This is a genomic window from Streptomyces sp. NPDC026538, assembly GCF_055567535.1.
In genome coordinates this window covers 23,059-49,909 of record NZ_JBVHQG010000015.1, presented here as the reverse complement: position 1 = coordinate 49,909, position 26,851 = coordinate 23,059, and the positions used below count along the sequence as shown (strand labels likewise).

Below are 26,851 nucleotides of genomic sequence, written 5' to 3'. Positions count from 1 at the left end.
GGCGGCCCCGCACGCGTCTTCCGAAGGAGGCGGGCCCCGTGACCGTCGCCGTACCGACACCGAAAGCTCTGGCCGCGGCCGTGCCGCGCAGGCCCGTCCGCAGCCTCACCGTCGTCCGCCACCTCTCGCGCGGCGGACTGCTCAGCCTCGCCGCCCTGCTGCTCGGCATCACCGTGCAGCTGCTGGTGGTCAGCGGGGCCCAGCAACACGCCGCACAGCACGCCGACTTCGACCAGCTGCGCGAGCAACTCGCCCTCGGCACCGCCCCGGTGGCCCAGACTGGCCAGGACGGCAAGCTGCTGGCACCGGGCACGCCGCTCGCGATCGTCAAGGTGCCGAAGCTGGGTCTGAGCCAGGTCGTCCTGGAGGGCACCGACTCAGCCGTACTGACCGACGGCCCCGGGCACCGTCGGGACACCCCGATGCCCGGCCAGGCCGGCACCAGCGTGCTGATGGGCCGGGCGGGTGCGTACGGCGGCCCGTTCGGCAGGCTCTCCGAGCTGACCAGCGGCGACACCTTCACCGTGATCACCGGCCAGGGCAAGGCGGACTACCAGGTCATCGACGTACGACGGGCCGGGGACCCGGCACCGACCGCGCTCGCCGCCGGCAAGAGCCGCCTCGTGCTGATCACGGCGACGGGCCCGAAGTTCGCCCCCTCGGGCATCCTGCGCGTCGACGCCGACCTGGTCTCCGAGACGTTCCAGACCCCGTCGGCCGTGATCCGCGCCGGCACCCTGCCGGCCTCCGAGGAGCCCCTCGCCCGCCCCTCCGGGGTGCCGTGGCCGCTGGTGATGTGGCTGCAGGCGCTGCTGCTCACCGCCGTGGCCGCCGTCTGGGCCTGGCACCGCTGGGGCCGCCACCAGACATGGATCGTCTTCGCCCCGGTCGTCGCGGTACTCGGCCTCCAGGTCGCGACGCGGACCACCGAACTGCTGCCGAATCTGCTGTGAACCAGGTGAATGAGATGACCGAGACCGCGACGACCGAGTCCGCGACGAGCGACACCGCCATGACCGACACCGCCGTACTGCCCGCCGCCGTCCCGGTGGTGGACGGCCCCGCCCCCGCCACCCTCGAAGCCCGTGCCGTCTCCGCCTGGTTCGGCTCCCACCAGGTGCTCAGCCGGGTGTCGCTGACCATGCCCGCGGGCGAGGTCACCGCGCTCATCGGCCCGTCCGGCTGCGGCAAGTCGACGTTCCTGCGCACCCTCAACCGGATGCACGAGATGATCCCCTCGGCACAGTTCGGCGGCGAGGTGCTCTTCGAGGGCGAGGACATCTACAACCCGTCGTGGCGGCTGACCGACGCCCGCCGCAGGATCGGCATGGTCTTCCAGAAGCCGAACCCGTTCCCGGCGATGTCGATCTACGACAACGTGGTGGCCGGCCTCAAGCTGACCGGCACGAAGGTGAACCGCCGGGAGAAGGACGAGCTGGTCGAGGAGTCCCTGACCCGCGCGGGCCTGTGGAAGGAGGTCCGCGACCGGCTCCGGCAGCCGGGCGGCGCGCTCTCCGGCGGCCAGCAGCAGCGCCTGTGCATCGCGCGGGCGCTGGCGGTCCGCCCCCGGGTGCTGCTGATGGACGAGCCGTGCTCGGCTCTGGACCCCACCTCCACCCGCCGAGTGGAGGAGACCATCCACGACCTGGCCGGCCAGGTCACGATCGTGATCGTCACCCACAACATGCAGCAGGCGGCGCGTGTCTCCCAGCAGTGCGCGTTCTTCCTGGCCGAGCAGGGCACCCCGGGCGGCATCGTCGAACACGGCGCCACGGACGCCGTCTTCAACTCCCCGCAGGACCAGCGCACGGCCGACTACGTGGCGGGCCGGTTCGGCTGAGCCCCGCCGGCGGCAGGACGGCCGATCGCCGCTCGATCGCCGCCGGGTCTCCTCAGGGGACGGAACCCGGCGGCGCACACACCAGTACCGGTGACGACCGATTCGTCCCACGGCGTCACCCCGGCGCACACCGCTTCGTCACCCGTGCGGAGCACAACGTCACGTTGCCGTGACCGAGAACACCGAGGACACCGGCCGGGACAAGCTGCCCCCCCGTTTCGAAGCTGATCCGAACACGCACGTCCTGAGGCCCTCCGGACCCTACGTATTGTAGGTTCCCCATCGGCCACGGCGGCTCGTCAGCTCATCGGGGGTACTCATGCAGGGCACGGACACACAGGAGACGCGGCGCAGCCTCGCCCCCACGGTGGCGGCGCTGGCGGCGAGCCTGCTGGTCGCGGCGGTGGGCGTGTACGAGCTGTCCGGCTTCGGCCTGCACAGCCTCGACCGGCGCCCGCACCTGTTCAGCGACGGGCTGGCGACGGGCGGGGTGATCGTCGCGGCGGTGGCGGCGGGGGCGGCGATCGGGAACCTCGCGTGGGTGCTGGCGGCCCGACGACGGGTCGAGCGGGAGCATCCGTAGGAACGGGAACGCCCCCAAGAACGGGAACGTCCGCAAGAACGGGAGCATCCGTAAGAGCGGGAGCGTCCGTAATCGCGGGAGCGTCCGCGAGAAGGGGGGCTCCCTCTTTCACACCGTTTTCCGCACCGCTTCCGCACCACGGTCGGCCTCTCCACCGACTCCCGCCGTTACCCTACGGACTGTAGGGTCAGCTCCCTCCGCCATCGTCCCCGTCCCCCAAGGTGACCGGTCCCCATGCCCGCACAGCAGTCGACCCTGATCCCCGCGCGCGCGTCCGCCGACCGCCGCGGTCCCGCCGCCACCCCCGGCGGCGCACTCCGCAGGCGGGCCGCCGACGCCACCGTCTGGTACCTGCGGCTGATCGCCGTACTGAACATAGCGGCGGTCATGTCCCTGCCGTTCCGGCAGGAGGTCGACGAGCACAACAACGGCCGCCTCACCCTGCACCTCCACCGGCAGCACGCCCACCACTCCGGCCAGTTCTTCACCCCGTACCTGGCCACGGCCGGCCTGGTCTCGGCCGCCCTCGCCATCTTCTTCGTGCTGGTGATGCGCCGCCGCAAGCGAGCGGCGTGGGTGGTCAACATCCTGCTGTCCACCCCCCTCTTCGCCCTCTACGTCCTCGCCCTGACCCAGCACGAGTACCGCGCCCACGTCTTCAACTGGGTCTCCGCCGCCCTCACCGGCCTCTTCGTGGCCGCGCTGCTGGTCAGCCGCCGGGAGTTCGACGCGGTCGGCGACCCGTCGAACCCCAGGCTGGCGCTGGCGGTGGGCGTGGGCGGCGTGGCCGTCACCGGCGTCCTGGGCACGCTCCTCGTCCACGCCACGAACAAGCTGCCCGGCGCCACCCTCCCCGACGAGATCGCCTACACGCTCCTGCGGGGCATCAGCGTCGGCCCGCTCGCCGACCACGTCATCGCGGTGCACGCCCCGCGCTGGACCGACGTCATCATCAACGCCCTCCTCGCCGCCGCCTTCTGCCTGGTCCTGTACGCCGGCTTCCGCTCCCCGCGCGGCCGCCGCCTGCTCAGTGCCGAGGACGAGTCGAAGCTCAGGGGTCTGCTGGACCGGCACGGCGCCCGTGACTCCCTCGGCTACTTCGCCCTGCGCCGCGACAAGATGGCGATCTTCTCGCCCACCGGCAAGGCGGCGGTCACCTACCGCGTCGTCGGCGGTGTCAGCCTCGCCTCCGGCGACCCGATCGGCGACCCGGAGGCGTGGCCCGGCGCGATCGACGCGTGGCTGACGGAGGCCCGGCAGCACGCGTGGACCCCGGCGGTCATGGGCGCGAGCGAGGAGGCGGGCACGATCTACGCCCGGCACGGCCTGGACGCCCTGGAACTGGGCGACGAGGCGATCGTCGACATCGCCGACTTCACCCTGGAAGGACGCGCGATGCGCGTGGTCCGCCAGGCCCACAACCGCGTCCGGCGGGCCGGTTACACGGTCCGCGTCCGCCGCCACGAGGACATCCCGCCCGACGAGATGTCCCTGCTGATCGACCGGGCCGACCACTGGCGCGACGGCACCACGGAACGCGGCTTCTCGATGGCGCTCGGCCGCCTGGGCGACCCGGCGGACGGCCGCTGCGTCATGCTGGAGTGCCGGGACGCCGACGACGTGCCCCGCGCCCTCCTCAGCTTCGTCCCCTGGGGCGAACAGGGCCTCTCCCTGGACCTGATGCGCCGCGACCGCGACGCGGAGAACGGACTGATGGAGTTCATGGTCGTGGAACTCCTCCTCAGGGCACCCGACCTGAAGGTGGACCGCGTCTCGCTGAACTTCGCGATGTTCCGCTCGGTCTTCGAACGCGGCTCCCGCCTCGGCGCAGGACCGGTCCTGCGCCTCTGGCACGCGACCCTGACGTTCTTCTCCCGCTGGTGGCAGATCGAGTCCCTGTACCGGGCCAACGCGAAGTACCGCCCGATATGGGAACCGCGCTACCTGCTGTTCGCGCGGAGCAGCGACATCCCCCGCATCGGCTTGGCCAGCGCCCGGGCGGAGGGCTTCCTCACGGTTCCCTGGGGGTCGTGACGAGAGGGTTCGGGACCGGTGCCCGACCGTACGGCCGGGGGGACGGAGAGCGGCGGTTCACCCGCGCGGCGATCCGCCCCCCGCGAACCCCCCGCCCACCGTGAAGCCGATCACCGCGCCGCCGCCCGCTCGGCGGAAGGCGAAGGGGGCACCGCCGTGGGCCATCGCGACCTCGCGGACGATCGAGAGGCCGAGGCCGGAGCCGGGCAGCGAACGGGCGTCCGCGGCGCGGTAGAAGCGGTCGAAGATGCGGATCAGGTCGCCCTCGGCGATACCGGGGCCGCGGTCGAGGACCTCGACGCGGACCGTGCCCGGCCGGGCGGGGCCGGTGACGTTGATCTCGATGGGCGCCTTGCCGTCCCGGTCGAACTTGGCCGCGTTCTCGACGAGGTTGGAGACGGCCCGCTGGAGCATGCCGGGCCGGCCGTCGGTGGTCGTGTCACCGGCGGCGCGCAGCAGGATCTCGCGGCCGCTACGGCGGCGGGCCAGCCCTGCGACGTCCTCCGCGATGTCGGCCAGGTCGACGCGCTGCGGCGGCTCCATGTCGGACTGCCCGGCCGCCAGGTCGACCAGCTCGTTGACCAGGTCGGTCAGCTCGCGCGCCTCCTGGCCGAGGTCCGCGACGAGTTCGTCGCGGGTGGCGGGCGGCAGCTCGTCGATACGGCGGAGCAGGGAGATGTTGGTGCGCAGCGAGGTCAGGGGGGTGCGGAGTTCGTGGCCGGCGTCCTGGACCAGGCGCCGCTGGTCCTCCTCCGACTGGGCCAGCCGCCCCAGCATCCGGTCGAAGGCCCTGCCCAGCCGGCCCACCTCGTCCAGTCCCGTCACCGGGACCTGGATGCCGAGCTGCCGGGTCCTGGCCACGTCCTCCGCGGCGGAGGTGAGAATCACCAGCCGGCGGGTGATCCGGCGGGCCAGCCACCAGCCGAACAGCCCCGCGGCCACGACCACCGCCGCCATCAGTGCCAGCGTCCGCTGCTGGAGCGCCTGCAGCAGGTCCTCCGTGTCGCTGAACTCCTGCGCCACCTGGACCGCGCCCCGGCCGTCGCCGAGCGCCACCGTGGCGATCCGGTACAGGTCGTCGCCGACCCGGACGTCCTTGTGCTGGGCCGTCGTCCCGGCCGCCGCGGCCATGGCGGCCGCCCGGTCCGTGTCGGTGACGGGCAGCGCCGGGCTGCCGTGGTCGACGATCTCGCCCCGCGCGCCGAGCACCTGGACGTCGGTGCGGACCGGCCGGACCAGGTCGTGTCCCGGCCGGGAGGAGGAGAAGAAGTCCTGCGGGACCATCCGGTCCTGCTTGACCTCGTCCTGCACGTCGGAGACGACCTGGGTGAACACCGATTGCTCGTCGACGCGGACCAGCCGGGCGGCGGCGTTGTACGACAGGATGCCGACGACGATGGTGACGGCGGCGGTGACCGCCGCGAAGGAGAGGACGAAGGTGGTGCGCAGGGAGACGAGCCTGGGCCGACGCCTGACCAGCACCCGCCGGAGCCGCTGGAGGCGGCCCACTCAGTCCTCCCGCAGCACGTAACCCACGCCCCGGACGGTGTGGATCAGCTGCGGAGCGCCGGGCTCGTCGAGCTTGCGGCGCAGGTAGCCGACGTAGACGGCGAGGTTCTTGGAGCCCGGGCCGAAGTCGTAGCCCCAGATACGGTCGTAGATCGTGGAGTGGTCCAGGACGATCCCGGCGTTGCGGGCGAGCAGTTCCAGGAGCTCGAACTCGGTGCGGGTCAGCTCCAGCTCGCGCCGGCCGCGCCAGGCCCGGCGGGCCTGGAGGTCCATCCGCAGCCCGGCCGCCTCGATCTGCCGGTCGGAGATCTGCGGTTCCCGGCCGGGTTCGGGGGCGGCGCCGCCCGAGCCGCCGCCGGTGGTCACCGGGGAGGTGCGCCGCAGCAGCGCCCGCAGCCGCGCGAAGACCTCCTCGACGTCGAAGGGCTTGACGACGTAGTCGTCGGCGCCGGCGTCCAGTCCCGCGATCCGGTCGGCGGTCTCGACCAGCGCGGTCAGCATCAGGATGGGGGTTCGGTCGCCGCCGGCGCGCAGGACGCGGCAGACCTGGAGGCCGTCGATGCCGGGCATCATCACGTCGAGGACGAGGACGTCGGGCCGGACACGGTGGGCGTGCGCCAGTGCTTCCACACCGTCCGCGACCGCCGTCACCTCATAACCCTCCAGGGAGAGGGCCCGCTCCAGGGCGTGGCGGATGGCGCGGTCGTCTTCGGCGAGCAGCACAGTCTGGGACACGCACCCAGTCTGCCAAGGCCTCCGGCGGTTCGGCCGGGGTGAGCGGGCCTACGATCACCCTTTTTACCTGGCTCTCACCGTCACGGAGGCAACGGGCGTCGAGTTTTCCCTGTCGCCCGGCGGGGGGCTGGTCGCGCAGGTCCCCGGGCCCCTTACGGGGCATCCCAGCAGACCTCAGCTCGCCGCCAGCCTCGCCAGCTGTTCCTCGAACGGCACCACCGGCAGAGCCTCCGGCTTCGCCGGCCGCGCAGCGGTCAGCCCCGTCATCAGCGCCGCCAGCTCCCCCGCCGCCCGCTCGATCCGGTCCTCCAGGCCCTCCGCGCCCCAGTCCTCCGACGCCGCGTAGACGCCCGTCGGTGCGACCACCGCCCGCAGGTACGCGAACATCGGCCGCAGCGCGTGCTCCAGCACCAGCGAGTGCCGGGCCGTGCCCCCGGTCGCCGCGATCAGCACCGGCTTGCCCACCAGCGCCTCCTTGTCCAGGACGTCGAAGAACGACTTGAACAGGCCGCTGTAGGAGGCCGTGAACACCGGCGTGACCGCGATCACGCCGTCCGCCTCGGTCACCGCCTCCAGCGCGGCCGCCAGCCTGCGCCCGGGGAAGCCGTTGGTGAAGTTGTGCGCGATCTCGACGGCGAGGTCGCGCAGTTCCACCATCTCGACCTCGACACCTTCGGCCTGCCGGCCCACCGCGGCCGCCAGCCGGTCGGCCAGCAGCCGGGTGGACGACGGCACGCTCAGTCCCGCCGAGACGACGACGAGCTTCATGCCCCGACCTCCTTCTTCTCCGCGTGCGAAGCCTCCGAGGCCTCCGAAGCGGCCGCGGCCAGCAGCGACGCGTGCGTGGGCGCCTCCGGGACGTCTGCCGGACGGCCGTTCGCGAACTCCTTGCGCAGCACCGGCACGACCTCCTCGCCCAGCATGTCGATCTGCTCCAGGACCGTCTTCAGCGGCAGCCCCGCGTGGTCGACCAGGAACAGCTGGCGCTGGTAGTCACCGGCGTACTTCCGGAAGGCCAGCGTCTTCTCGATGACCTGCTCGGGGGTGCCGACGGTCAGCGGGGTCTGGTCGGTGAAGTCCTCCAGGGAGGGCCCGTGGCCGTAGACCGGCGCGTTGTCGAAGTACGGCCGGAACTCGCGCACCGCGTCCTGCGAGTTGTGCCGCATGAACACCTGGCCGCCCAGGCCGACGATCGCCTGCTCGGGCGTGCCGTGCCCGTAGTGGGCGTACCTGGCCCGGTACAGCTCGACCATCCGCTTGGTGTGGTCGGCGGGCCAGAAGATGTTGTTGTGGAAGAAGCCGTCACCGTAGTAGGCGGCCTGCTCGGCTATCTCCGGCGAGCGGATCGAGCCGTGCCAGACGAACGGGGCGATCCCGTCCAGCGGCCTCGGGGTGGAGGTGAAGCCCTGCAGCGGTGTGCGGAACTTGCCCTCCCAGTTGACGACGTCCTCGCGCCACAGCCGGTGCAGCAGGGCGTAGTTCTCGATGGCGAGGTTGATGCCCTGCCGGATGTCCTGGCCGAACCAGGGGTAGACCGGGCCGGTGTTGCCGCGCCCCATCATGAGGTCCACCCGGCCGTCGGCCAGGTGCTGCAGCATCGCGAAGTCCTCGGCGATCTTCACCGGGTCGTTGGTGGTGATCAGGGTGGTGGAGGTGGAGAGGATCAGCTTCTCCGTGCGCGCGGCGACGTAACCGAGCATGGTGGTCGGCGACGAGGGCACGAACGGCGGGTTGTGGTGCTCACCGGTCGCGAAGACGTCCAGCCCGACCTCCTCGGCCTTCAGCGCGATCGCGACCATCGCCTTGATGCGCTCCCGCTCGCTCGGCGTCCGACCCGTCGTGGGGTCCGGCGTGACATCGCCGACCGTGAAGATCCCGAACTGCATGCTCGCTCACCCTCCAGGTTGTTTACGGTTCAACTATACCTGGAGAACGAGACCCCACCCGCCGGTATTCCCCACGCCTCCTCCTCACGCCTTCCAGCCCGGGTCCCGCCCGGTCACCCCCAGCAGCCGCTCGAACTCCGGTGCCCCCTCCGCCACCGCCACCGGCTCCCCGAACATCCCCATCGCCCGCGCGGTCGGCGCCAGCCCCGCCACCTGCCCCGCCAACTCCGCCACCACCGCCGGGTCGACCGACGGCTCCCGCTGCCCGGTGGCCCGCGCCAGCTCCCACCCGTGCACGGCCAGGTCGAGCAGCGCCATCGAGCCCAGCGTCCGCGCGGGCATGTCCATCGTCCCCGCCGTGCCCTCCTCCGCCCCGGGCACCGACCAGGCCGCCACCAGCACCTCCGCCGCCTGCGCGAACCGCTCCCGCCAGTCCACACCCTCCCCTACCCGGTCGGGGGTCCGGGTGAAGTCCACCGACCCCTTCGCGGCCAGCTTCCGGAACTCCACGACCACGTGGAAGAGGTGATTGACCAGGGCCTTCACGTCGTACTCGGCACAGGGCGTGGGCCCCGCGAGTGCCCGGTCCGGGATGCCCCGCACCACCGGGAGGACCCCGTCCACCGCCCTCCCCAGCAGCTCACCGATGCCGTACTCCCGCGCACTGTTCGTGTTCGTCTCCATGCCCACGACCGTATGAACGCGAGCGCGCACCCCTCTTGAACAAACGCGACGCGCCGCGCCGGACGTACGATCCGGCCATGGCCGCAGCCCCCGTCCACGACACCCGCGGGATCGTCGACCCCGCCGGGCTGCTGTCCCGCGTACGGTTCCGGCGCCACCGGCCCGCCGAACCACTGCGCCGGCACGTCGAGACGTACTGGTTCATCGACTGGGACCTGCCCGAGCCGTACGTCTCCCACGTGGTCCCGCATCCGTCGGTCAACCTCACCTTCCAGTGGGACGGGGCCGACGGGGAGGGCGCGCCGCCCTACGCCGAACTGACCGGCGTCGCGCTCGGCCTCTACGCCCGCAAGCTGACCGGCCGCGGCCGGGTGTGCGGCGCCAAGTTCCGTCCGGGCGGCTTCCGGCCGTACGCCCCGGCCCACCCGGTCTCCCACTGGACGGGCCGGGCGGTCCCGGCCGACGAGGTGTTCCCACGGGCCACCCCCGACCAGGCCCGCACCATCGTCACCCCGGCCCAGGACGCGGCCCGGGCGGCGGCTCTGGACGCCTTCCTCCTCTCCCTCGACCCCGCCCCCGATCCCCAGGCCGACCGGGCCATGGCCCTGGCCGACCGTATCCGCTCCGACCGCACGGTCCGCCGGGTGACCGACTTTGCCGAGAGCCAGGGCCTGTCGACCAGAACCCTGCAACGCCTGTTCTCCTCGTACGTCGGGATCACCCCGAAGTGGGCCATCCTCCGCCACCGGATCCACGAGGCCCTGGAACGCGCGGGAAAGGACGGAGACGTGGACTGGGCGGCCCTGGCCGCCGAGCTCGGCTACGCCGACCAGGCCCACCTGATCCGCGCCTTCAAGGCGACGGTGGGGGTCCCGCCGACCGCGTATACGGCCGGCCATTGAAGCAGCACAGGAAAACCCCGTGACCGAAGCGCCCCTTCAGGGCTGTATTCGACTTGCGGCTACCGCCGCGCGGGCGCGACCGGCCCGCACCCACGGCACCCCCGCACCAGCCACCCCGTTTCCGTTGTCCCACCACCCCCGCCCAGGTCTCCCCTACGTAAGCCCACGCCCGTGGGAACGGACAGGAGCCCCGTGCCATGCGCCACCACCGCCGCCGCCGACCTCGCCGGTAGACCCCGAGGGGGCCGGTGCCCACCGCCGCACGGCGGTCGCACCGGCCCCCTCCGCTCAGCGCGCCGACTGGAAGGCCCGGCCCGCCGCCGTGGCCGCCGTACCGTTCGTGAACAGCCCGCTGCTCGGCTTCGACGGGTCGGCGCCGAGCCCGAACCACGCGTAACGCTGGAGGTACGGCAGCGCGTCCAGCGCCTTCGCGGACGCGGTGACGAAGTCCGCCTGCTGCTGCGCGGACGGGAAACGCGTCCCCTGCGAGAAGTCGATCAGCGCGTACTCGGTGAGCCAGATCGGCTTGTGGTACCGCTCGTACACCGAGGCCAGATACGAGGTCAGCTGCTGCACGGCCTGCGGGGTGCGGAAGTCACCGCCGTACCAGTGCAGCGTGATGAAGTCGACCCGGTACCCCTTCGCCTTCGCCCCGGACATGAACCGGTCCAGCCAGCCACCGGCCGTGTCCGCGCCGTACGCCACCGCCGGGCTGCCCAGCACCTTGCCGGCCCCCATCAGCCTGGGCCACAGCTCCAGCGCCTGCTCGACCGTCATGTTCGACTGCTGCGCCATGTCGGGCTCGTTGAACCCCAGCAGGTACGGCCCCTGCGCACGGGCCTGCGCGAGCGACGCGTCGGTGACGGAGGCGGCGCCCCAGACCATGGGCACGAAGGAGGCCGCGCCCGGGGTCGTCACGCCCTGGTGCTGGGTGTTCCAGGTGTAGTACCAGCTCGCCCCGCTCGCGGCCAGCGCCTGGCTCACCCCGTTGAACGACCACACACCGACGCCCTTCCGGGCGCTGGAGGCGACCTGCACGGGGGCCACGGTGTGCGGGGAAGGAGTGGGCTTCACGGACCGGCTCGGGGACGCGCTCGGCTTGGCGGACCGGGAAGGCGACGGGGAGGGCGAATGCGTGGGGCTCGGCGAGGTGACCGCCACCGGCGCCGACGGACGCGGAGCCGCCTGGGCCACCGGGGCCGACGGGCCCGCCGTCAGCCGGGTCGCGACCAGCGCGGCCACCGCGACGACCGCGACCGCCGCCGAGCCGCCGGCCACCACCTGCTTGCTCACCACCCTGCGGCCCCGCCGGGCCCGCCGGCCCGGATGCCCGTGCCGCCCGCGAGAAGCGCCGGACGTACCCGAAGCGCGGGACGTACCCGAAGTACCGGAAGCACCCGGAGTACCGGGATACGCCATGACGTGGGCGAGCACCCGCGCCGGATCAAGACTGGCCGGCACCGCCACCAGCGGCAGACCGCTCAGCAGCCGGTCCATCGGCAACAGCCCCCGCTCCAGGCCGGCGCACTCGCCACAGCCACGTATGTGACGACCGAACCGCTTACGCCACAGAGGACTCGGCGTGCCGTCCCACGGCGCGGCGATCTCGTCCAGCCGCGCACAGCGCGGATCGGCGCCCAGCCCGCGGACCACGCACCGCGAGACCTCCATCTGCTTCTTCATGCGCTGCACCCGCACGGCGGCATGCCGGTCGGACAGCCCCAGCGCACCGGCGAGGTCGGCGCGCTCCAGCTCACCGGTCTCCTCCAGCCACCACAGGGACAGCAGCTCCTGGTCGTCCGGATCGAGCCAGCGCGTCGCCTCGGCGGTCTCCCGGCGCTGCTCGGTCAGGCCCAGCCGCAGGATGGTCAGGCCGGCGAAGTCCAGGTCGGGGTCGGCCAGCACCTCCGCGTCCTCCAGCTGCGCCCGGCGGTCGCGGTCGGTGGCCCGCAGGCTCTCCCGGTTCCGCACCTGCCGGATCGTGATCGCGACCAGCCAGGACCGGAACGCCGACGGATCCCGCAGCTTCGGCAGCCCCCGCACCATGCGCAACAGCGTCTCCTGTACGACGTCGTCGACGTCGGCGTGACCGTTCAGGGCCCGGCCGACGATGTTGTAGACCAGGGGCAGGCAGTGGGCCACCAGCTGCTCCAGGGCCCGCCCGTCGCCCGCGCGTGCGGCCGTCACCAGGCCGGGGTCGGGCCCCCTCCGGTGGTTCTCGATCATGTGGGTCTGTTCCTCCGCGCAGGGATCCGGCCGTGGGGCCGACTCTTGGACCGGCTGTGGGACCGGCTGCAGGGCCGGCTCTTGGAACGGAGACCCCCCGAGACGCACGGGGACAACAGAAAACCGGCGGGCCGACGTCGAAACCTGTTCGGGTCCGCAATTTATGTTGTACGGCCGCCGTGCACGAGGTCTCCGAGAGGCAGGCAACACATCCGGCACCGCCCGAGGAAGGCCCGAGGATGGCACGAGGACGCAGAAGACACGGTGCGAGACCACCGCGACGCCGCTGGTGGTACGCCTCCGCGGCCGCCGCCCTCGCGACGGCGGCCACCGTACTGATCACCTACGGCGCGTGGACGCCGGCACCCGGAACCGACACCGCGGGCACAGCGGACCACCGGACGACCGCGGCCGCCCCCTCCGCACCGCCGGCCACCTCGCCCGCCCCTTCCGCCGGCCACAGCGCGTCCCCGTCCCCCTCCGCGTCCCCGTCTCCGTCCTCGTCCCGCTCGGCCAAGCCGTCGGCCACGACCGCCCGGAAGCCGGCCGCCGCGCCGCGACAGCGGACCCCGGCCTCGGCCCCGGCCGGCCGGCGTCTGATCACGGTCGTCAACCGGACCGCGCAACCGGTCTGGGCCGTCGTCACCAACACCTCCGTCTACCCGGCGGGCCGCAGGCTCGCCCCCGGGCAGAGCCTCTCGCTGACCGTGGCCGACACCTGGGGCGGCCGCATCTGGGGCCGTACCGGATGCACCGGCACCGCCGCCGGCCCCTGCGCCTCCGGCGACTGCACCAGCGTCTGCACCGGCGCCAACCCGCCCACCACCCTGGGCGAGTTCACCTTCGCCGCATATGCGGGCATGGACTTCTACGACGTCAGCATGGTCGACGGCGCCAACCTGCCCATGTACATCAACATCTCCCACACCACGACCACCGACCCGGTCAGCGACTCCGGCTGCTACCGGGGCGTCTGCACCACGCAGATCGACTGCCCCAAGGCGATGCAGGCCCTCTCCGGCGGTCAGCAGATCGGCTGCAAGCCGCCGTGCGCGGCGTTCGGCGGTGACACGTACTGCTGCCGCGGCGCCTGGGCGGGCCGCGACCACTGCGTTCCCGCCAAATGGCCCGTCGACTACACCCAGGTCTTCAAACGGGCCGCGCCGTACGCCTACTCGTACGCCTTCGACGACGCGGCGACCATGCCCTGCAAGGGCGCCTGCTACTACCGGGTGACCTTCGGCACGACCTAGCGTTCCGGTCGGAAGGCGTCCTCACAAGCGCCCTCAGAAGGCGTAGGGATCCCCGGTCGCCAGCACCAGCACCCGCTGCCGGTCGTTCGTACGGTCGTGGTCCACCGCGCCCCCGCCCCACGCCACGTCGGCCTCCAGCGTCACCTCCGCCGGCTGCGCCCGCAGCCGTACCGGAACCACCAGCTGCTCGCCGGGCACGTCGACGGCGAGCGGCCCGGTACCGCACACCACCTCCCGGTCGCCGGTGCGGGCACAGGCGGCCGGCAGCCGCTGCGTGTCCGCCAGCGCCGCCGACCAGCTCAACCGCACGGTCGCGTCGGAGACGTCCTCCGGCCCGAGGTTGCGCGGGGTCACCCGTACCTCCACCAGGTCCCCGGTCATCACGACCGACCCGTGCACCTCCAGATCGGCGTCCCCGGCCCACGCGGCACCGCCCGCCCCGACCACCAGCGCGCCCACCGCAACCGCTCCGACCACTGCAAGCCCGTAACGACGCATCGCCATGCCACCCGTCCCGTCCGTGCTGTCCGTCCCGTCCGTCTCCGGCGTTCGTTCGGATGTATGCCACCCGGGCCCCGCCGCAGGCGCCCTCCAACAGGTGACAGCCGGACGCCATGGCAGGCTGCGGACATGCTCATTCTCCGCTCCGCCGCCCTCTTCGTCGTCGCCGCGTTCTTCGAGATCGGCGGCGCCTGGCTGGTCTGGCAGGGCGTACGGGAGCACCGGGGCTGGCTCTGGGTCGCCGGCGGGATCCTGTCTCTCGGCGCCTACGGCTTCGTCGCCACGTTCCAGCCGGACGCCCACTTCGGCCGCATCCTGGCGGCATACGGCGGAATCTTCGTCGCGGGCTCGATCCTGTGGGGCGTGGTGGCCGACGGATACCGCCCGGACCGCTGGGACCTGACGGGCGCGGCGGTCTGTCTGGCGGGCATGGCCGTGATCATGTGGGCGCCGAGGAACGGCGGCTGACCCTCACCTACGCTGGAGAGAGCCGACCGCCCACCGAGCATCAGGAGCACCGCATGGCCACCGCACCGTCCGCCGCCTCCCGCATCGCCGTCGTCACCGGTGCGAGCAGCGGCATCGGCGCCGCCACCGCCCGAAAGCTCGCCGCCGCCGGCTACCGCGTGGTCCTCACCGCCCGCCGCGAGGACCGTATCGAGGCGCTGGCCAAGGAGATCAACGAGGCTGGCCACCAGGCGACCGCCTACCCGCTGGACGTGACGGACCGCGCGGCCGTGGACGAGTTCGCGACCGCCTTCCAGACGGTCGCCGTCCTCGTGAACAACGCCGGCGGAGCGCTCGGCGCCGACCCGGTGGCCACCGGCGACCCGGCCGACTGGCGCACCATGTACGAGACGAACGTCATCGGCACCCTCAACCTCACCCAGGCCCTGCTGCCCAGGCTGGAGGCGAGCGGCGACGGCACGGTGGTCGTCGTCTCCTCCACCGCCGGCCACGGCACCTACGAGGGCGGCGCCGGCTATGTCGCCGCCAAGCACGGCGCCCACGTCCTCGCCGAGACGCTCCGCCTGGAGATCGTCGGCAAGCCGGTCCGGGTCATCGAGATCGCCCCCGGCATGGTGAAGACGGACGAGTTCGCGCTGACCCGCTTCGGCGGCGACGAGGAGAAGGCGGCCAAGGTCTACCAGGGCGTCGCCGAGCCCCTGACGGCCGAGGACGTGGCGGACACGATCACCTGGACGGTGACCCGCCCCAGCCACGTGAACATCGACCTCCTGGTGGTACGCCCCCGCGCCCAGGCCTCCAACTCCAAGGTCCACCGGGACCTGTGATGCAGGGCCAGCCGGACGAGGACCCCGCGGCCGCCCTGGACAGGCAACTGGAGGAAACCCGCCTGAAGCAGGAGACCAGGAACGAACGCCAGGTCTGGTACTTCCTGGCCTACTTCCTCTTCGGCATCCACTTCCTCGCCTTCGTGATGATCTACGCGATCCATCACGCGAAGTGACCAGGGCACGCGGTAACTCACAAGGGTGAACATCATCGATCACCCGAACGCCACCTGAACACCCGACCTGGGCTCGCGCCACACGATCATTCGGCGGCCCTCGGCAGGGATGACGCTCCCGGCCGAGGGCCTCACCAGCAAACAGACCGCTACCGACTCGCTCGGCACTTGGGTCCGGCCGGCGGGCATGCGGATCGCACCTGATCGACGCCGTTGGACAGCGCACGAGGACCGGGTACTTCTGCGCCTGAACAATGACGCCGAGGCCGCCGCGGAACCGGGGCGGACCGCGAAAAGCTGCTACATCCGCCTGTGGCGCCTGCGGACTGGCCAGGTCCCCATGCCTGCCGCGCGGTAACCGATCAGGCGAGGCCCCCGGTTCCAGCCGGGGGCTTCACCTGTCAGCCCTTCACACAGATGAACTGCTTCAGCTTCGCCACGACCTCGACGAGGTCGCGCTGCTGCTGCATCACCTGGTCGATGTTCTTGTAGGCGCCCGGAATCTCATCCAGCACTCCGGAGTCCTTACGGCACTCCACACCGCGTGTCTGCTCCTCCAGGTCCTTGGTCGTGAAGTGGCGCTTTGCCGCGTTGCGACTCATCCGCCGACCCGCGCCATGGGACGCCGAGTTGAAGGCCTTCTCGTTTCCGAGCCCCTTCACGATGTAGGAGCTGGTACCCATCGAACCCGGGATGATCCCGAACTCTCCGGAACCGGCCCGGATCGCGCCCTTTCGGGTCACGAGCAGATCCATGCCCTCGTACCGCTCTTCCGCGACGTAGTTGTGATGGCACGAGGTCTCCTGCTCGAAGGTCGGCTTCGCCTTCTTGAATTCCTTGCGGACCACGTCCTTGAGGAGCGCCATCATGAGCGCACGGTTGTACTTGGCGTACTCCTGCGCCCAGTAGAGATCATTCCTGTAGGCCGCCATCTGCGGGGTGTCCGAGACGAAGACCGCAAGGTCGCGGTCGATCAGCCCCTGGTTGTGCGGGAGCTTCTGGGCGACACCGATGTGGTACTCGGCAAGCTCCTTGCCGATGTTCCTGGAACCGGAGTGCAGCATGAGCCAGACCGAATCTGACTGATCGAGACACAATTCGATCATGTGATTTCCGGATCCAAGCGTTCCCATCTGCTGATGCGCCCGCCCCTCACGGAACTTGACCGCATCCGCGACCCCGTCGAACCGCCCCCAGAACTCCCCCCACCCGGCCGTCGCCAGCCCGTGGAAGTCTCCCGGCTCGACCGGATCGTCATGCATCCCCCGCCCCACCGGAATCGCCTGCTCGATCTTCGACCGCAGTCGGGACAGGTCCCCGGGCAGGTCGTTGGCGGTCAGTGACGTCTTCACCGCCGACATGCCGCAGCCGATGTCGACGCCGACCGCCGCCGGGCACACGGCCCCCTGCATGGCGATGACCGACCCGACCGTCGCGCCCTTCCCGTAGTGGACGTCCGGCATGACCGCCAGGCCCTTGATCCACGGCAGGGTCGCCACGTTGCGCAGCTGCTGGAGCGCCACCTCCTCGACGGCGGCGGGATCCGTCCACATCCGGATCGGCACCTTCGCGCCCGGCATCTCCACGTACGACATAACTTCCTCATTCCCCCGCGGACAGTCAAATAAAAAGGACAAAAGGCTTAATGAAGGCATAACGCAAATGCGTCGCCAAGGCCCCCGAAATCAGACTTGGGACCGGCGTTCACGGCAGTGCGTGCGGTACACATTGTCTCCAGGGGGCGCCCCGCTGCGGCAAGCGATTAACCAGCGGGGACACTGGAGCAGGACCGAGCGACCCAGTGAACGGAAGGGAGCCTGACCGTGCAGCGGAAGGCGTACGTAACCGGCACCGCCGCCCTCCTCGCGGCTCTGCTGGCCGGCTGCACGAGCGGTTCCAGCGGTGGCGACGACATCAGCGACAAGAACGCGGACACCGGCACCTCCACCGTCGCCGCCCAGCCCGGCAAGTACCGCTCCCTCCCCGAGCCCTGCGGCGCGGTCAGCCAGGACACCCTCGACTCCCTGCTCCCGGGCATCGCCCAGATCACCGACGAGCAGCAGCGCGACAAGGCCTACGCGGGCGAGGCCGCGCTCACCTACGACACGGACCGCAAGGTCGGCTGTCGCTGGAAGGTCGAGTCCACCGACGCCACGGACCGGCTCTCCGTCGACTTCGAGCGCGTGGTCTCCTACGACAACGCGGTCAGCGACGACAGCGAGGCGCAGACGATCTACACGCAGCGGGAGTCGGCGGCCGACATCCCCGAGTCCGCACCCCCGAGCGCCACCGAGTCGGAGTCCCCCTCCGGATCGCCGTCCGGGCCCCCGTCCGGATCACCTTCGGGGTCGGCGTCCGGGACACCGTCCCCGTCCGCGTCCTCCTCGGCCTCCACCAGCCCCTCCACCTCGGCCTCCACCTCGGCGTCCGCCTCGACCCCCCCGGCCGACCTGCAGCCCCGCACCCTCGCCGATCTCGGCGACGAGGCGTATCTCGACGACCAGCTCAGCGGCTCCGGTTCGACGGCCGAACAGCGCACGGTGACTGTGGTGTTCCGCACGTCCAACGTCGTGGTGACCATCGAGTACGAGGAGCAGCCGATGGCCACCGGGACCGTTCCGGACAGCAAGGAACTGCAGGACAGGGCCCAGAATCTGGCCGCGCAACTGGCCGAGACCCTCAACGGCTGAGCACCCGGGCACGCCCTGCGCACGCCTCCCGCAAAGCCCGCGAACCGAAACCGCACAGCTCCCTCACCGCGTACCGTGGCCCCTCGGACCCGATCCGACCGCAGGAACCCCGAACGTATGAGTGAAGGAACCATGCAGCGAGTAGCAGTCCAGCCAGACGACCAGCGCGACCGGAACGATCGGAACGCACAGCGACGGGCAGGGCGCCTGCGCCGCGGCCTCGTCTGTGCGGCCGCCGTCCCCGCCGTGGCGCTGTTCGCGGCGGCCTGTTCCTCGGGCTCCGACGACGCCGCGAAGGAGACGGGTGGCGGCTCCAACCCGGCCACCGCCCCCACCGATCCCGGCTCCGGTACCGCCGCTTCGCCGACCGTCCAGGCGTCCAAGTACCAGAAGCTGCCGGACCCGTGTGCCGTGCTGTCGAAGAAGACGCTCACCGCACTTGTACCGAAGGGTGCGAAGTCGGGCAAGAAGGGCGCTTCGGACGACGTGGCCACGCGCGGCAGTTGCTCCTGGAGCAGCCTGGACAACAACGGCGTCAAGGGCTCGCAGTTCCGCTGGCTCAACATCTCCTTCCTCCGCTTCGACTCGGACGCCGGCCGCGGCTCCGGCGAGAAGCAGGCCGAGGAGTACTACGCGAGCCAGCTGCAGGAGGCGCAGTCCGTGACCGGCGCCAAGAACACCAAGTCGGAGCCGGTGACCGGGACCGGTGACCAGGCGACGGTCGTGCACTACGACCTGAAGAAGAAGGAAGGCGCCTTCCGGCAGCAGACGGTCGTGGCCCGGGTCGCGAACGTGGTCGTCACCGTCGACTACAACGGCGCGGGTCTGGCCGGCGAGAAGACGCCGGACGCGGGCACTCTCACGAAGTCCGCGGCGAAGGCCACCAAGGAGGCGGTGGCCTCGGTCGCGACGGCCAACGGCTCGGCCGCAGCTCCGAGTTCACCTGCGGCGACGCCCTCGAAGCAGGCCTCCAAGTCGCCCTCCGCGAGTGCGTCGCCCTCCAAGTCGTCAACCAAGAAGGGCTGACCGGCAACACGCGCGCCGCACTGATGTGCCACCCTGTTGCGCGCAACAACACGCAAGGGGAGGGGAGTACCGGTGGCCGCGCCCATACAGCTGACTCGGATGCACCGCGTTCTCATCGGTGTGGTCGTGACCGGCGCGATGATCATCGCCGGCATCGGCTTCGCCGGCTCGTACGCGGCCGTCCGTGAGCTGGCCATCAAGAAGGGCTTCGGGAACTTCGCCTACGTCTTCCCGATCGGCATCGACGCGGGCATCTGCGTCCTGCTCGCCCTGGACCTGCTGCTGACCTGGATCCGCATCCCCTTCCCGCTGCTGCGGCAGACGGCCTGGCTGCTGACCGTCGCGACGATCGCCTTCAACGGCGCGGCGGCCTGGCCGGACCCGCTGGGCGTCGGCATGCACGCGGTGATCCCGGTCCTGTTCGTGGTCGCCGTCGAGGCCGCCCGCCACGCGATCGGCCGGATCGCGGACATCACGGCGGACAAGCACATGGAGGGGGTCCGCCTCACCCGGTGGCTGCTCTCGCCGGTCCCCACGTTCCTCCTCTGGCGCCGGATGAAGCTGTGGGAGCTGCGCTCCTACGACCAGGTCATCAAGCTGGAGCAGGAACGTCTCGTCTACCAGGCGAGACTGCGCTCCCGCTTCGGCCGGGCATGGCGCCGCAAGGCCCCGGTGGAGTCCCTGATGCCCCTGAGGCTGGCCCGCTACGGCGTCCCCCTGGCCCAGACGGCTCCGGAGGGCCTGGCTGCGGCGGGCATAGACCTGCCGGCGCTCCTGCCGGTTCCGGCGCCCGCGGCTGTCCCCGGCCCCGTTCCGGCAGCCGCCACGCCCGCACTCGCTCCCGACCCGGCCGCGGGCAGCCGTGCCGCCGGGGCGGCACCCGTCCCGCAGCAGGCGGCACCTCCCGGCGAGCAGCGCCCCGAGCTGGTCCCCGCCCCCAACGCCGAGCAGCCCGCGTATGTGCCCGACCCTCAGCTGAACCCCTGGCTGCACGCGAGGGACCCCCAGCAGATCGAGTACCACGGCGACTACGACCCGACGTTCGAGCCCCAGTACACCGAGGAGCAGTACGCGGCGGCCTGGCAGGCACAGCAGCAGTACCAGCAGGACCAGTACCAGCAGGAACTGCTGCGGCAGCAACAGCAGTTCCCGGCCGCGCAGTTCACGGATGAGCAGTTCGCGGAGGAGCAGTTCCCGCCGGAGCGGCAGGGCCTGCCCGAGGAGTCCCCGTCGGAGACGACCGGCAGCTTCCCCATCCCCTCCGGGCCGGGCCGCACCCGTGAACTCGGCGAGGGCGGTGGCTCTCCGGAGCCGACCGAGGAGGACTTCTACCTGGTCTTCAAGAAGTCGATAGACGGCGGCTATCCCAGTTCGAGCCAGTTCCGTGGTGACGTGGACGCGACCTACGGCATCACGCTCGCGCAGCGTGACGCGGAACGCATGGTCAACCGCTTCACCAACCGCCACACGGCGGAACTGCAGGAAGACCACATCGCGTAGGACGCACGACGGCATGACATGAGGAAGGGGCCCTCCGCCGAGGAGGGCCCCTTCGCCGTGTCGGCCTTACGCCCCGAGCAGGGCCCGCACCCGCTCCTGCCCCACGGCAAGCAGCAGCGTGGGCAGCCGGGGCCCGGTGTCGCGCCCCACCAGCAGGTGGTACAGCAGGGCGAAGAACGTCCGCTGGGCGGTCTTGATCTCGGCCGGCAGCTCCTTGGCCGTCGCGTCGGCGGAGAACCCGGCCTGCACCTTGGGCACGCCGTAGACGAGGTGCGTCAGCCCGTCCAGCGACCAGTGCTCGGCGAGCCCGTCGAGCAGCAGTCGTACGGACTGCTGGGACGCCTCGTCGAGGGACTTCAGCAGCTCGGCGTCCGGTTCGTCCCGCACGATGGTGCGCTGGTCGGCCGGTACCTGGGTGTTGATCCAGGCCTCGGCCTTGTCGTACCGGGGCCGTGCCTCGTCCACCGATCCCAGCGGGTTGGCCGGGTCCAGTTCGCTGAGGATGCGCAGCGCCTGGTCCTCGTGCCCGGCGGTGATGTCGGCGACCGACGCCAGCGTCCGGTACGGGAGCGGCCGCGGGGTGCGCGGCAGCTCACCGCCGGCCGTGCCGACGGCACGCGCGTGCGCGGCGAGGTCACCGGGCAGCGCGGACCCCTCCGCCACCTTCGCGTCCAGCTTGTCCCACTCGTCGTAGAGCCGCTGGATCTCCTGGTCGAAGGCGATCTTGAAGGACTGGTTGGGCCGGCGGCGGGCGTAGAGCCAGCGCAGGAGCTGCGGCTCCATGATCTTCAGCGCGTCGGCGGGCGTGGGCACGCCACCTCGCGAGGACGACATCTTCGCCATCCCGCTGATGCCCACGAACGCGTACATCGGCCCGATGGGCTGCTGCCCGCCGAAGATCCCGACGATCTGGCCGCCCACCTGGAAGCTCGACCCCGGCGACGAGTGGTCGACACCGCTCGGCTCGAAGACGACGCCCTCGTACGCCCAGCGCATCGGCCAGTCGACCTTCCAGACCAGCTTGCCCCGGTTGAACTCGCTCAGCCGGACGGTCTCGGTGAAGGCGCACTCGGTGCAGACGTAGGTCAGCTCGGTGGTGTCGTCGTCGTACGCGGTGACGGTCGTCAGGTCCTTGCCGCAGCCGCCGCAGTACGGCTTGTACGGGAAGTACCCGGCGGAGCCCGCGGAACCGTCGTCCTCGCTCGCCGCGCCCGAGCCCTCCTCGGCCTCCAGCTCGGCCTCGTCGACGGCCTTCTGCTGCTGCTTCTTCGCAGGGGCCTTCTTGGTCCGGTACTGGTCGAGGATCGCGTCGATGTCACCCCGGTGCTTCATGGCGTGCAGGATCTGCTCCCGGTACACCCCGGAGGTGTACTGGGCGGTCTGGCTGATCCCGTCGAACTCCACGCCCAGCTCGGCCAGCGACTCGACCATCGCGGCCTTGAAGTGCTCGGCCCAGTTCGGGTACGCGGACCCGTGCGGGGCGGGCACCGAGGTGAGCGGCTTGCCGATGTGCTCGGCCCAGGACCCGTCGACGCCCGCGATGCCGGCCGGCACCTTGCGGTACCGGTCGTAGTCGTCCCAGGAGATCAGGTGCCGGACCTCGTGCCCGCGCCGCCGGACCTCGTCCGCGACCAGGTGCGGGGTCATGACCTCGCGCAGGTTCCCCAGGTGGATGGGGCCGGACGGGGAGAGCCCGGACGCGACGACGACCGGTTTGCCCGGGGCCCGACGCTCCGACTCCTCGATGACCTCATCCGCGAAACGGGAGACCCAGTCGGTGGTCTCGGTGCTCTGAGCCACGATCGGCACGTCCTTCTTTCTGGCACGGGACAGCCGGTACGGTCGCACGGCTGACCGCTCCATTGTCCCAGCCGAGGCCGAATCCACGAAAACGGGTTACCGGGGCCCTCCCCACGACCGCCGCAGCCCCCGTCTGGCGGCGCAGCCGCCCTCGGGGGCGCGGGGAACTGCGCGACCAGCCCCCGCGGCGCCGCAAGCACCCGGCCACCCACCAGCACCCCCCGAGCTCCCAGCCGCAAAAACCCCTTTACCCCCCGTGAAATACTGGTCCCGTCTACCCGCACCCACGAGGAGAACGGCTCCCACCCCATGGCCTCGGTCACGTCGCTCACCGATCTCGTCAATCAGCGTCTCGCGGACGCCCTCTCGGCAACCCTGCCGGAGGCCGCCGTCGACCCGCTGCTGCGACGCAGTGACCGGGCCGACTTCCAGGCGAACGGCATCCTCGCCCTCGCCAAGAAGGCCAAGGCCAACCCCCGGGAGCTGGCGACCCAGGTCGTCTCCCACGTCGTCACCGGCGCGGACCTGATCAAGGACGTCGAGGTCTCCGGCCCCGGCTTCCTCAACATCACCCTCTCCGACAGGGCGATCACCGAGAACCTGGCCGCGCGGTACGCGGACGGCGACCGGCTCGGCGTGGCGGCCAAGGAGAACCCGGGCATCACGGTCATCGATTACGCCCAGCCGAACGTCGCCAAGGAGATGCACGTCGGCCACCTGCGGTCCGCGGTGATCGGCGACGCCCTGCGCGGCATGCTCGACTTCACCGGCGAGCGGACCATCGGCCGGCACCACATCGGCGACTGGGGCACCCAGTTCGGCATGCTCATCCAGCACCTGATCGAGAACCCGGACGAGCTGTCCGCGGAGACCGACACCGACGGCGAGCAGGCCATGTCGAACCTGAACCGGGTCTACAAGGCCTCCCGGGCGGTCTTCGACGCGGACGAGAGCTTCAAGGAGCGGGCCCGCAAGCGGGTGGTCGCCCTGCAGTCCGGCGACAAGGAGACGCTGGAGCTGTGGCAGCGGTTCGTGGACGAGTCGAAGGTCTACTTCTACTCGGTCTTCGAGAAGCTGGACATGGAGATCCGGGACGACGAGATCGTCGGCGAGTCGGCGTACAACGACGGCATGCCCGAGACCGCCCGGCTCCTGGAGGAGATGGGCGTCGCCGTCCGTTCCGAGGGCGCCCTCGTGGTCTTCTTCGACGAGATCCGGGGCAAGGACGACCAGCCGGTCCCGCTGATCGTGCAGAAGGCGGACGGCGGCTTCGGCTACGCGGCCTCGGACCTGACGGCGATCCGCAACCGGGTCACCGACCTGCACGCCACCTCGCTGCTCTACGTCGTGGACGTGCGCCAGTCGCTGCACTTCAAGATGGTGTTCGAGGCGGCACGGCGGGCGGGCTGGCTCACCGACGACGTCACCGCGCACAACATGGGCTACGGCACGGTGCTGGGCGCGGACGGCAAGCCGTTCAAGACGCGTGAGGGCGAGACCGTACGGCTGGAGGACCTGCTGGACGAGGCGGTGCAGCGGGCCGCCGGGGTCGTCCGGGAGAAGGCGCAGGACCTCACCGAGGCCGAGATCCAGGAGCGGGCCCAGCAGGTCGGCATCGGTGCCGTGAAGTACGCGGACCTGTCGACGTCGCCCAGCCGGGACTACAAGTTCGACCTGGACCAGATGGTCTCGCTGAACGGCGACACGAGCGTCTACCTCCAGTACGCGTACGCCCGGATCCAGTCGATCCTCCGCAAGGCGGGGGACGTCCGGCCCGCCGCCCACCCGGAGCTGGAGCTGCACGCGGCGGAGCGGGCGCTGGGCCTGCACCTGGACGCGTTCGGCGACACGGTCTTCGAGGCGGCGGCGGAGTACGCCCCGCACAAGCTGGCCGCGTACCTGTACCAGTTGGCGTCCCTCTACACGTCGTTCTACGACAAGTGCCCGGTGCTGAAGGCCGACACCCCGGCCCAGGTGGAGAACCGCCTCCTCCTGTGCGACATGACGGCCCGCACCCTCCACCAGGGCATGGCCCTGCTGGGCATCCGGACGCCCGAGCGGCTCTGAGGCCTGAGGCCTGAAGCCGCCCGGGCCGCCCGGGCGCTCAGCAGTAGGCGTTGAAGTCCCAGAACGCGGACTTGGTCGCCGGTCCCGCGACGCCGTCGACGTCGAGGTTGTAGCCGTACTGGTTCAGGTACCGCTGCAGCGCCCTGATCGTGTTCGGTCCGACGACCCCGTCGACGGTGCCGGCGCCGAGACCCTGGTCGTTGAACATCTGCTGAGCCGCCTTCCAGCTGTTGGTGCCCAGCTGCCCGTCGATCGTGCCGGGGTTGTAGCCCCACCTCGCCATCCAGCACTGCCAGTTGGCGGCGTGGGCGGTGTCCAGGCCGAGGTTGTTCACCGCCTGGATGCCGGCTGTCCGGGAACTCACCGCCGCCTTGGCGGCCGGCTGCGAGGCCGCGAAACTCGTGCCCGCGGCCGCCAGGCTTCCGGCGGCGAGCCCCGCCACGGCGGCGACACTGACGAGGGTCCGGGCCACAACGTTCGATCGCATGCGTTCCTCTTTCCGGTCGCGAGAACAGATCGACACGAGCGTGCGGCCCGGACGACGGCGGAAGCCACACCTCCTCCACAAGTGACGGCCGGGCGGGACGCCGTACCCGTTGACCTGCGCGAAAGCCGTCCGCCGCGGCGATACGGCAGGACGGGCCCGCCGGACTCATACGGGCACCGCGCCCGATCCGTCAGCCGGACAGGGACGACGATCGGGGGGTTCATGTCGCGGCACGGGAAAGCGCTGCCTGTCGAACTGGAGCCGTGCTTACGGCAGTTGATCGTCCGGTTGCGCCGGCTGAAGGAGCGCAGCGGGCTGAGTCTGCACCGGCTGGCGTCACACACCGGGTACAGCCCGAAGTCCTGGGAGCGCTATCTGGCGGGCCGTTCGCTGCCGCCTCCGGAGGCGGTGGCGGCGCTGGCGCGGCTCGGCGGCGGGGATCCGGTGGGGCTGCTCGCGCTGCACGAGGTCGCGGCCCGGGGCGGCGACGCGGAGGCGGTGCCCGCCGCCCTGCGCGCGTTACGGGACCGCACCGGGCTGAGCCTGGCGGGGCTGGCGGCGAAGACGACGTTCAGCAAGTCGTCCTGGCAGCGCTATCTGAGCGGCCGTGCCCTGCCGCCGCGTGCGGCCGTGGAGCAGCTGTGTGCCCTGGCCGGTGAACCGGCGGGGCGCTGTCTGGCACTGCGGGAGGTGGTCGCGGCGCAGGGGTACGGCGGGGGGTGACGGGACCGACGGGACCGCTTCCCGTGGTCGCGAACGTCGTTGTCAGTGGCCGCCCTTACAGTCTGTGGCATGGCGACTCTTCCCAACCCGCTGCCCAAGCTGGCGACCGACCCGAGCGGTCGGTCCCTGGGGCTCCAACTCCCGCCCGGGACACTGCTGGACGAGACCCTGGGCGGCCCGTGGCACCAGCCGTTGCTGTGGTACGCGGGGCAGCCCGCCGGTCCCGGGACCTGGACGGCGCTGGGTGCGCCGGCCGCCCGCGCGGGGCTGCTGCCGGTGCTGATCGACGTCTCCGAGATCGACGACTGGGACTTCGCCCCCGAGGAGACGTCGTACCCCGGGGACCACGACGCCGACGAGGTGCTGGAGGACTACTGGGAGGAGGACCCGCCGGACGGCGAGGAGTGGCCGGGGCTGGCCCTCGCCCCGACGCTGGCCGCCGACCCGGACGCGCGGGCCGCCGACGTCGCCGACACGCTCAGCCAGGGGCGGCCCTGGCTGAAGGAGCCGCACCTGGCGCTGGTGTCGGCCCGGCGCAGCGCGGACATACCGGCCGCCGTCGGCTGGAGCGGGCCGGTCGACTACGAGGAGGACGTGGCCCGGCTGTGCGCGGTGCTGCGCTCCTGGGAGGACCGCTTCGGGATACGGGTGGTGGCCCTCGGCCTGGACCATCTCGCCGTCTCCGTGGCCGCCCCGCCCGCCGACCTCGACGAGGCGGAGGCGGTGGCCGCCGAGCACTACGCGTTCTGCCCGTACAGCGTGCTGCCCGGCGCCGACGACACCCTGTCGTCGTACGCCGAGCAGCTGGTCGGCGAGCGGCTGTGGCACTTCTGGTGGGACTGACCCGGTGAGACTGACTCGGTGCGGCTGATCCGGTGGAGGCTGATGCGGTGGGACTGACCCGGTGAACCTGACCCGGTGCGACTGATCCGCC

Annotated in this window: 25 protein-coding genes; 15 read left to right on the top strand and 10 right to left on the bottom strand. The window is 71.4% G+C overall.

What is annotated here, in order from left to right:
• Positions 1-38 precede the first annotated feature (38 nt).
• The 4 genes from ACZ4N4_RS41085 to ACZ4N4_RS41070 all read left to right on the top strand — a co-directional run bounded on the left by ACZ4N4_RS41085 (position 39) and on the right by ACZ4N4_RS41070 (position 4,457).
• Positions 39-953, top strand: coding sequence for a sortase (locus tag ACZ4N4_RS41085; protein ID WP_453576738.1), 915 nt, complete (start codon positions 39-41; stop codon positions 951-953).
• Between the two features lie 14 nt (positions 954-967).
• Positions 968-1,840, top strand: coding sequence for a phosphate ABC transporter ATP-binding protein PstB (pstB, locus tag ACZ4N4_RS41080; protein ID WP_450753819.1), 873 nt, complete (start codon positions 968-970; stop codon positions 1,838-1,840).
• A 319-nt stretch (positions 1,841-2,159) separates the two neighbouring features.
• Positions 2,160-2,423: a hypothetical protein gene (locus ACZ4N4_RS41075; RefSeq protein ID WP_467598743.1), complete on the top strand. Its 264-nt coding sequence runs from the start codon at positions 2,160-2,162 to the stop codon at positions 2,421-2,423.
• A gap of 234 nt (positions 2,424-2,657) precedes the next feature.
• Entirely contained in the window at positions 2,658-4,457 is a 1,800-nt protein-coding gene (locus tag ACZ4N4_RS41070; RefSeq protein WP_467598740.1) for a phosphatidylglycerol lysyltransferase domain-containing protein, read from the top strand.
• Positions 4,458-4,514: 57 nt separating this feature from the next.
• On the opposite strand, the gene ACZ4N4_RS41065 is transcribed toward ACZ4N4_RS41070, so the two are convergent.
• The 5 genes from ACZ4N4_RS41065 to ACZ4N4_RS41045 form a co-directional block, all read right to left on the bottom strand.
• Positions 4,515-5,966, bottom strand: a complete 1,452-nt coding sequence (locus tag ACZ4N4_RS41065; RefSeq protein ID WP_453576730.1) for a sensor histidine kinase — start codon at positions 5,964-5,966, stop codon at positions 4,515-4,517.
• The gene (locus tag ACZ4N4_RS41060) at positions 5,967-6,689 is read right to left on the bottom strand and encodes a response regulator transcription factor (RefSeq protein ID WP_467599113.1); all 723 of its coding nucleotides are present in this window, start codon (positions 6,687-6,689) and stop codon (positions 5,967-5,969) included.
• Positions 6,690-6,875: 186 nt separating this feature from the next.
• The gene (locus tag ACZ4N4_RS41055; protein WP_467598736.1) at positions 6,876-7,469 is read right to left on the bottom strand and encodes an FMN reductase; all 594 of its coding nucleotides are present in this window, start codon (positions 7,467-7,469) and stop codon (positions 6,876-6,878) included.
• Positions 7,466-8,587 (bottom strand): LLM class flavin-dependent oxidoreductase, encoded by a 1,122-nt coding sequence (locus tag ACZ4N4_RS41050; RefSeq protein WP_453576724.1) that lies wholly within the window; start codon positions 8,585-8,587, stop codon positions 7,466-7,468. The genes ACZ4N4_RS41055 and ACZ4N4_RS41050 overlap by 4 nt, the downstream gene beginning before the upstream one ends.
• An 84-nt stretch (positions 8,588-8,671) precedes the next feature.
• Complete coding sequence (locus ACZ4N4_RS41045; RefSeq protein WP_467598733.1) at positions 8,672-9,271, bottom strand: TIGR03086 family metal-binding protein; 600 nt, start codon at positions 9,269-9,271, stop codon at positions 8,672-8,674.
• Positions 9,272-9,348: 77 nt separating this feature from the next.
• Between ACZ4N4_RS41045 and ACZ4N4_RS41040 the strand changes: the two genes are divergently transcribed.
• Positions 9,349-10,173 carry a DUF6597 domain-containing transcriptional factor gene (locus tag ACZ4N4_RS41040; protein ID WP_467598730.1) on the top strand — a complete coding sequence of 275 codons (825 nt, stop codon included), beginning with the start codon at positions 9,349-9,351 and terminating at the stop codon, positions 10,171-10,173.
• 288 nt (positions 10,174-10,461) lie between these two features.
• On the opposite strand, the gene ACZ4N4_RS41035 is transcribed toward ACZ4N4_RS41040, so the two are convergent.
• Positions 10,462-12,399: a sigma-70 family RNA polymerase sigma factor gene (locus ACZ4N4_RS41035; RefSeq protein ID WP_467598727.1), complete on the bottom strand. Its 1,938-nt coding sequence runs from the start codon at positions 12,397-12,399 to the stop codon at positions 10,462-10,464.
• 239 nt (positions 12,400-12,638) lie between these two features.
• Between ACZ4N4_RS41035 and ACZ4N4_RS41030 the strand changes: the two genes are divergently transcribed.
• Positions 12,639-13,652, top strand: coding sequence for a thaumatin family protein (locus ACZ4N4_RS41030; protein WP_467598724.1), 1,014 nt, complete (start codon positions 12,639-12,641; stop codon positions 13,650-13,652).
• A 33-nt stretch (positions 13,653-13,685) separates the two neighbouring features.
• Here ACZ4N4_RS41030 and ACZ4N4_RS41025 read toward each other — a convergent pair whose 3' ends face one another.
• Complete coding sequence (locus tag ACZ4N4_RS41025) at positions 13,686-14,156, bottom strand: hypothetical protein (RefSeq protein WP_467598721.1); 471 nt, start codon at positions 14,154-14,156, stop codon at positions 13,686-13,688.
• Between the two features lie 126 nt (positions 14,157-14,282).
• On the opposite strand from ACZ4N4_RS41025, the gene ACZ4N4_RS41020 reads away from it, so the two are divergent.
• Genes ACZ4N4_RS41020 through ACZ4N4_RS41010 form a run of 3 tightly spaced genes read left to right on the top strand, consistent with a single transcriptional unit; the run spans position 14,283 to position 15,624 of the window.
• Positions 14,283-14,621 carry a YnfA family protein gene (locus ACZ4N4_RS41020; protein WP_351694399.1) on the top strand — a complete coding sequence of 113 codons (339 nt, stop codon included), beginning with the start codon at positions 14,283-14,285 and terminating at the stop codon, positions 14,619-14,621.
• A 53-nt stretch (positions 14,622-14,674) separates the two neighbouring features.
• A complete protein-coding gene (locus tag ACZ4N4_RS41015; RefSeq protein ID WP_453576713.1) occupies positions 14,675-15,448 on the top strand; it encodes an SDR family NAD(P)-dependent oxidoreductase in 774 nt (257 codons plus the stop codon).
• The gene (locus ACZ4N4_RS41010) at positions 15,448-15,624 is read left to right on the top strand and encodes a hypothetical protein (protein ID WP_467598717.1); all 177 of its coding nucleotides are present in this window, start codon (positions 15,448-15,450) and stop codon (positions 15,622-15,624) included. The genes ACZ4N4_RS41015 and ACZ4N4_RS41010 overlap by 1 nt, the downstream gene beginning before the upstream one ends.
• Positions 15,625-16,025: 401 nt before the next feature.
• Here ACZ4N4_RS41010 and ACZ4N4_RS41005 read toward each other — a convergent pair whose 3' ends face one another.
• On the bottom strand, positions 16,026-17,219 hold the full coding sequence (locus tag ACZ4N4_RS41005; protein WP_467599111.1) for an RtcB family protein: 1,194 nt from the start codon (positions 17,217-17,219) through the stop codon (positions 16,026-16,028).
• 228 nt (positions 17,220-17,447) lie between these two features.
• On the opposite strand from ACZ4N4_RS41005, the gene ACZ4N4_RS41000 reads away from it, so the two are divergent.
• The 3 genes from ACZ4N4_RS41000 (at position 17,448) to ACZ4N4_RS40990 (ending at position 20,840) form a co-directional block, all read left to right on the top strand.
• Complete coding sequence (locus ACZ4N4_RS41000; RefSeq protein WP_467598715.1) at positions 17,448-18,314, top strand: DUF3558 domain-containing protein; 867 nt, start codon at positions 17,448-17,450, stop codon at positions 18,312-18,314.
• 132 nt (positions 18,315-18,446) lie between these two features.
• Positions 18,447-19,340 (top strand): DUF3558 domain-containing protein, encoded by an 894-nt coding sequence (locus ACZ4N4_RS40995; RefSeq protein ID WP_467598712.1) that lies wholly within the window; start codon positions 18,447-18,449, stop codon positions 19,338-19,340.
• Between the two features lie 99 nt (positions 19,341-19,439).
• Positions 19,440-20,840: a DUF2637 domain-containing protein gene (locus ACZ4N4_RS40990; protein ID WP_467599108.1), complete on the top strand. Its 1,401-nt coding sequence runs from the start codon at positions 19,440-19,442 to the stop codon at positions 20,838-20,840.
• Positions 20,841-20,906: 66 nt separating this feature from the next.
• On the opposite strand, the gene lysS is transcribed toward ACZ4N4_RS40990, so the two are convergent.
• Positions 20,907-22,649 carry a lysine--tRNA ligase gene (gene lysS / locus ACZ4N4_RS40985; RefSeq protein ID WP_467599105.1) on the bottom strand — a complete coding sequence of 581 codons (1,743 nt, stop codon included), beginning with the start codon at positions 22,647-22,649 and terminating at the stop codon, positions 20,907-20,909.
• A 300-nt stretch (positions 22,650-22,949) separates the two neighbouring features.
• Here lysS and argS point away from each other — a divergent pair, with 300 nt between their 5' ends.
• Positions 22,950-24,707, top strand: a complete 1,758-nt coding sequence (gene argS, locus ACZ4N4_RS40980) for an arginine--tRNA ligase (RefSeq protein ID WP_467598709.1) — start codon at positions 22,950-22,952, stop codon at positions 24,705-24,707.
• A 37-nt stretch (positions 24,708-24,744) separates the two neighbouring features.
• Here argS and ACZ4N4_RS40975 read toward each other — a convergent pair whose 3' ends face one another.
• Positions 24,745-25,194 carry a peptidoglycan-binding domain-containing protein gene (locus tag ACZ4N4_RS40975; protein ID WP_467598705.1) on the bottom strand — a complete coding sequence of 150 codons (450 nt, stop codon included), beginning with the start codon at positions 25,192-25,194 and terminating at the stop codon, positions 24,745-24,747.
• 222 nt (positions 25,195-25,416) lie between these two features.
• Here ACZ4N4_RS40975 and ACZ4N4_RS40970 point away from each other — a divergent pair, with 222 nt between their 5' ends.
• Together ACZ4N4_RS40970 and ACZ4N4_RS40965 are read left to right on the top strand one after the other, a co-directional pair.
• Positions 25,417-25,917, top strand: coding sequence for a helix-turn-helix domain-containing protein (locus tag ACZ4N4_RS40970; RefSeq protein ID WP_453576694.1), 501 nt, complete (start codon positions 25,417-25,419; stop codon positions 25,915-25,917).
• A 69-nt stretch (positions 25,918-25,986) separates the two neighbouring features.
• A complete protein-coding gene (locus tag ACZ4N4_RS40965; protein WP_467598702.1) occupies positions 25,987-26,760 on the top strand; it encodes a DUF4253 domain-containing protein in 774 nt (257 codons plus the stop codon).
• The last annotated feature ends 91 nt before the right edge of the window (positions 26,761-26,851 follow it).

Coding starts and splice junctions, on each gene's coding strand:
- ACZ4N4_RS41075 (WP_467598743.1), top strand. CDS start 2,160: ATGCAGGGCACGGACACACAGGAGACGCGGCGCAGCCTCGCCCCCACG.
- ACZ4N4_RS41010 (WP_467598717.1), top strand. CDS start 15,448: ATGCAGGGCCAGCCGGACGAGGACCCCGCGGCCGCCCTGGACAGGCAA.
- ACZ4N4_RS41055 (WP_467598736.1), bottom strand. CDS start 7,469: ATGAAGCTCGTCGTCGTCTCGGCGGGACTGAGCGTGCCGTCGTCCACC.
- ACZ4N4_RS41015 (WP_453576713.1), top strand. CDS start 14,675: ATGGCCACCGCACCGTCCGCCGCCTCCCGCATCGCCGTCGTCACCGGT.
- ACZ4N4_RS40965 (WP_467598702.1), top strand. CDS start 25,987: ATGGCGACTCTTCCCAACCCGCTGCCCAAGCTGGCGACCGACCCGAGC.
- ACZ4N4_RS41005 (WP_467599111.1), bottom strand. CDS start 17,219: ATGTCGTACGTGGAGATGCCGGGCGCGAAGGTGCCGATCCGGATGTGG.
- ACZ4N4_RS41030 (WP_467598724.1), top strand. CDS start 12,639: ATGGCACGAGGACGCAGAAGACACGGTGCGAGACCACCGCGACGCCGC.
- ACZ4N4_RS41050 (WP_453576724.1), bottom strand. CDS start 8,587: ATGCAGTTCGGGATCTTCACGGTCGGCGATGTCACGCCGGACCCCACG.
- ACZ4N4_RS41045 (WP_467598733.1), bottom strand. CDS start 9,271: ATGGAGACGAACACGAACAGTGCGCGGGAGTACGGCATCGGTGAGCTG.
- ACZ4N4_RS41070 (WP_467598740.1), top strand. CDS start 2,658: ATGCCCGCACAGCAGTCGACCCTGATCCCCGCGCGCGCGTCCGCCGAC.
- pstB (WP_450753819.1), top strand. CDS start 968: ATGACCGAGACCGCGACGACCGAGTCCGCGACGAGCGACACCGCCATG.
- ACZ4N4_RS40995 (WP_467598712.1), top strand. CDS start 18,447: ATGCAGCGAGTAGCAGTCCAGCCAGACGACCAGCGCGACCGGAACGAT.
- ACZ4N4_RS40975 (WP_467598705.1), bottom strand. CDS start 25,194: ATGCGATCGAACGTTGTGGCCCGGACCCTCGTCAGTGTCGCCGCCGTG.
- ACZ4N4_RS40970 (WP_453576694.1), top strand. CDS start 25,417: ATGTCGCGGCACGGGAAAGCGCTGCCTGTCGAACTGGAGCCGTGCTTA.
- ACZ4N4_RS40990 (WP_467599108.1), top strand. CDS start 19,440: ATGCACCGCGTTCTCATCGGTGTGGTCGTGACCGGCGCGATGATCATC.
- ACZ4N4_RS41025 (WP_467598721.1), bottom strand. CDS start 14,156: ATGGCGATGCGTCGTTACGGGCTTGCAGTGGTCGGAGCGGTTGCGGTG.
- ACZ4N4_RS41020 (WP_351694399.1), top strand. CDS start 14,283: ATGCTCATTCTCCGCTCCGCCGCCCTCTTCGTCGTCGCCGCGTTCTTC.
- ACZ4N4_RS41040 (WP_467598730.1), top strand. CDS start 9,349: ATGGCCGCAGCCCCCGTCCACGACACCCGCGGGATCGTCGACCCCGCC.
- argS (WP_467598709.1), top strand. CDS start 22,950: ATGGCCTCGGTCACGTCGCTCACCGATCTCGTCAATCAGCGTCTCGCG.
- ACZ4N4_RS41035 (WP_467598727.1), bottom strand. CDS start 12,399: ATGATCGAGAACCACCGGAGGGGGCCCGACCCCGGCCTGGTGACGGCC.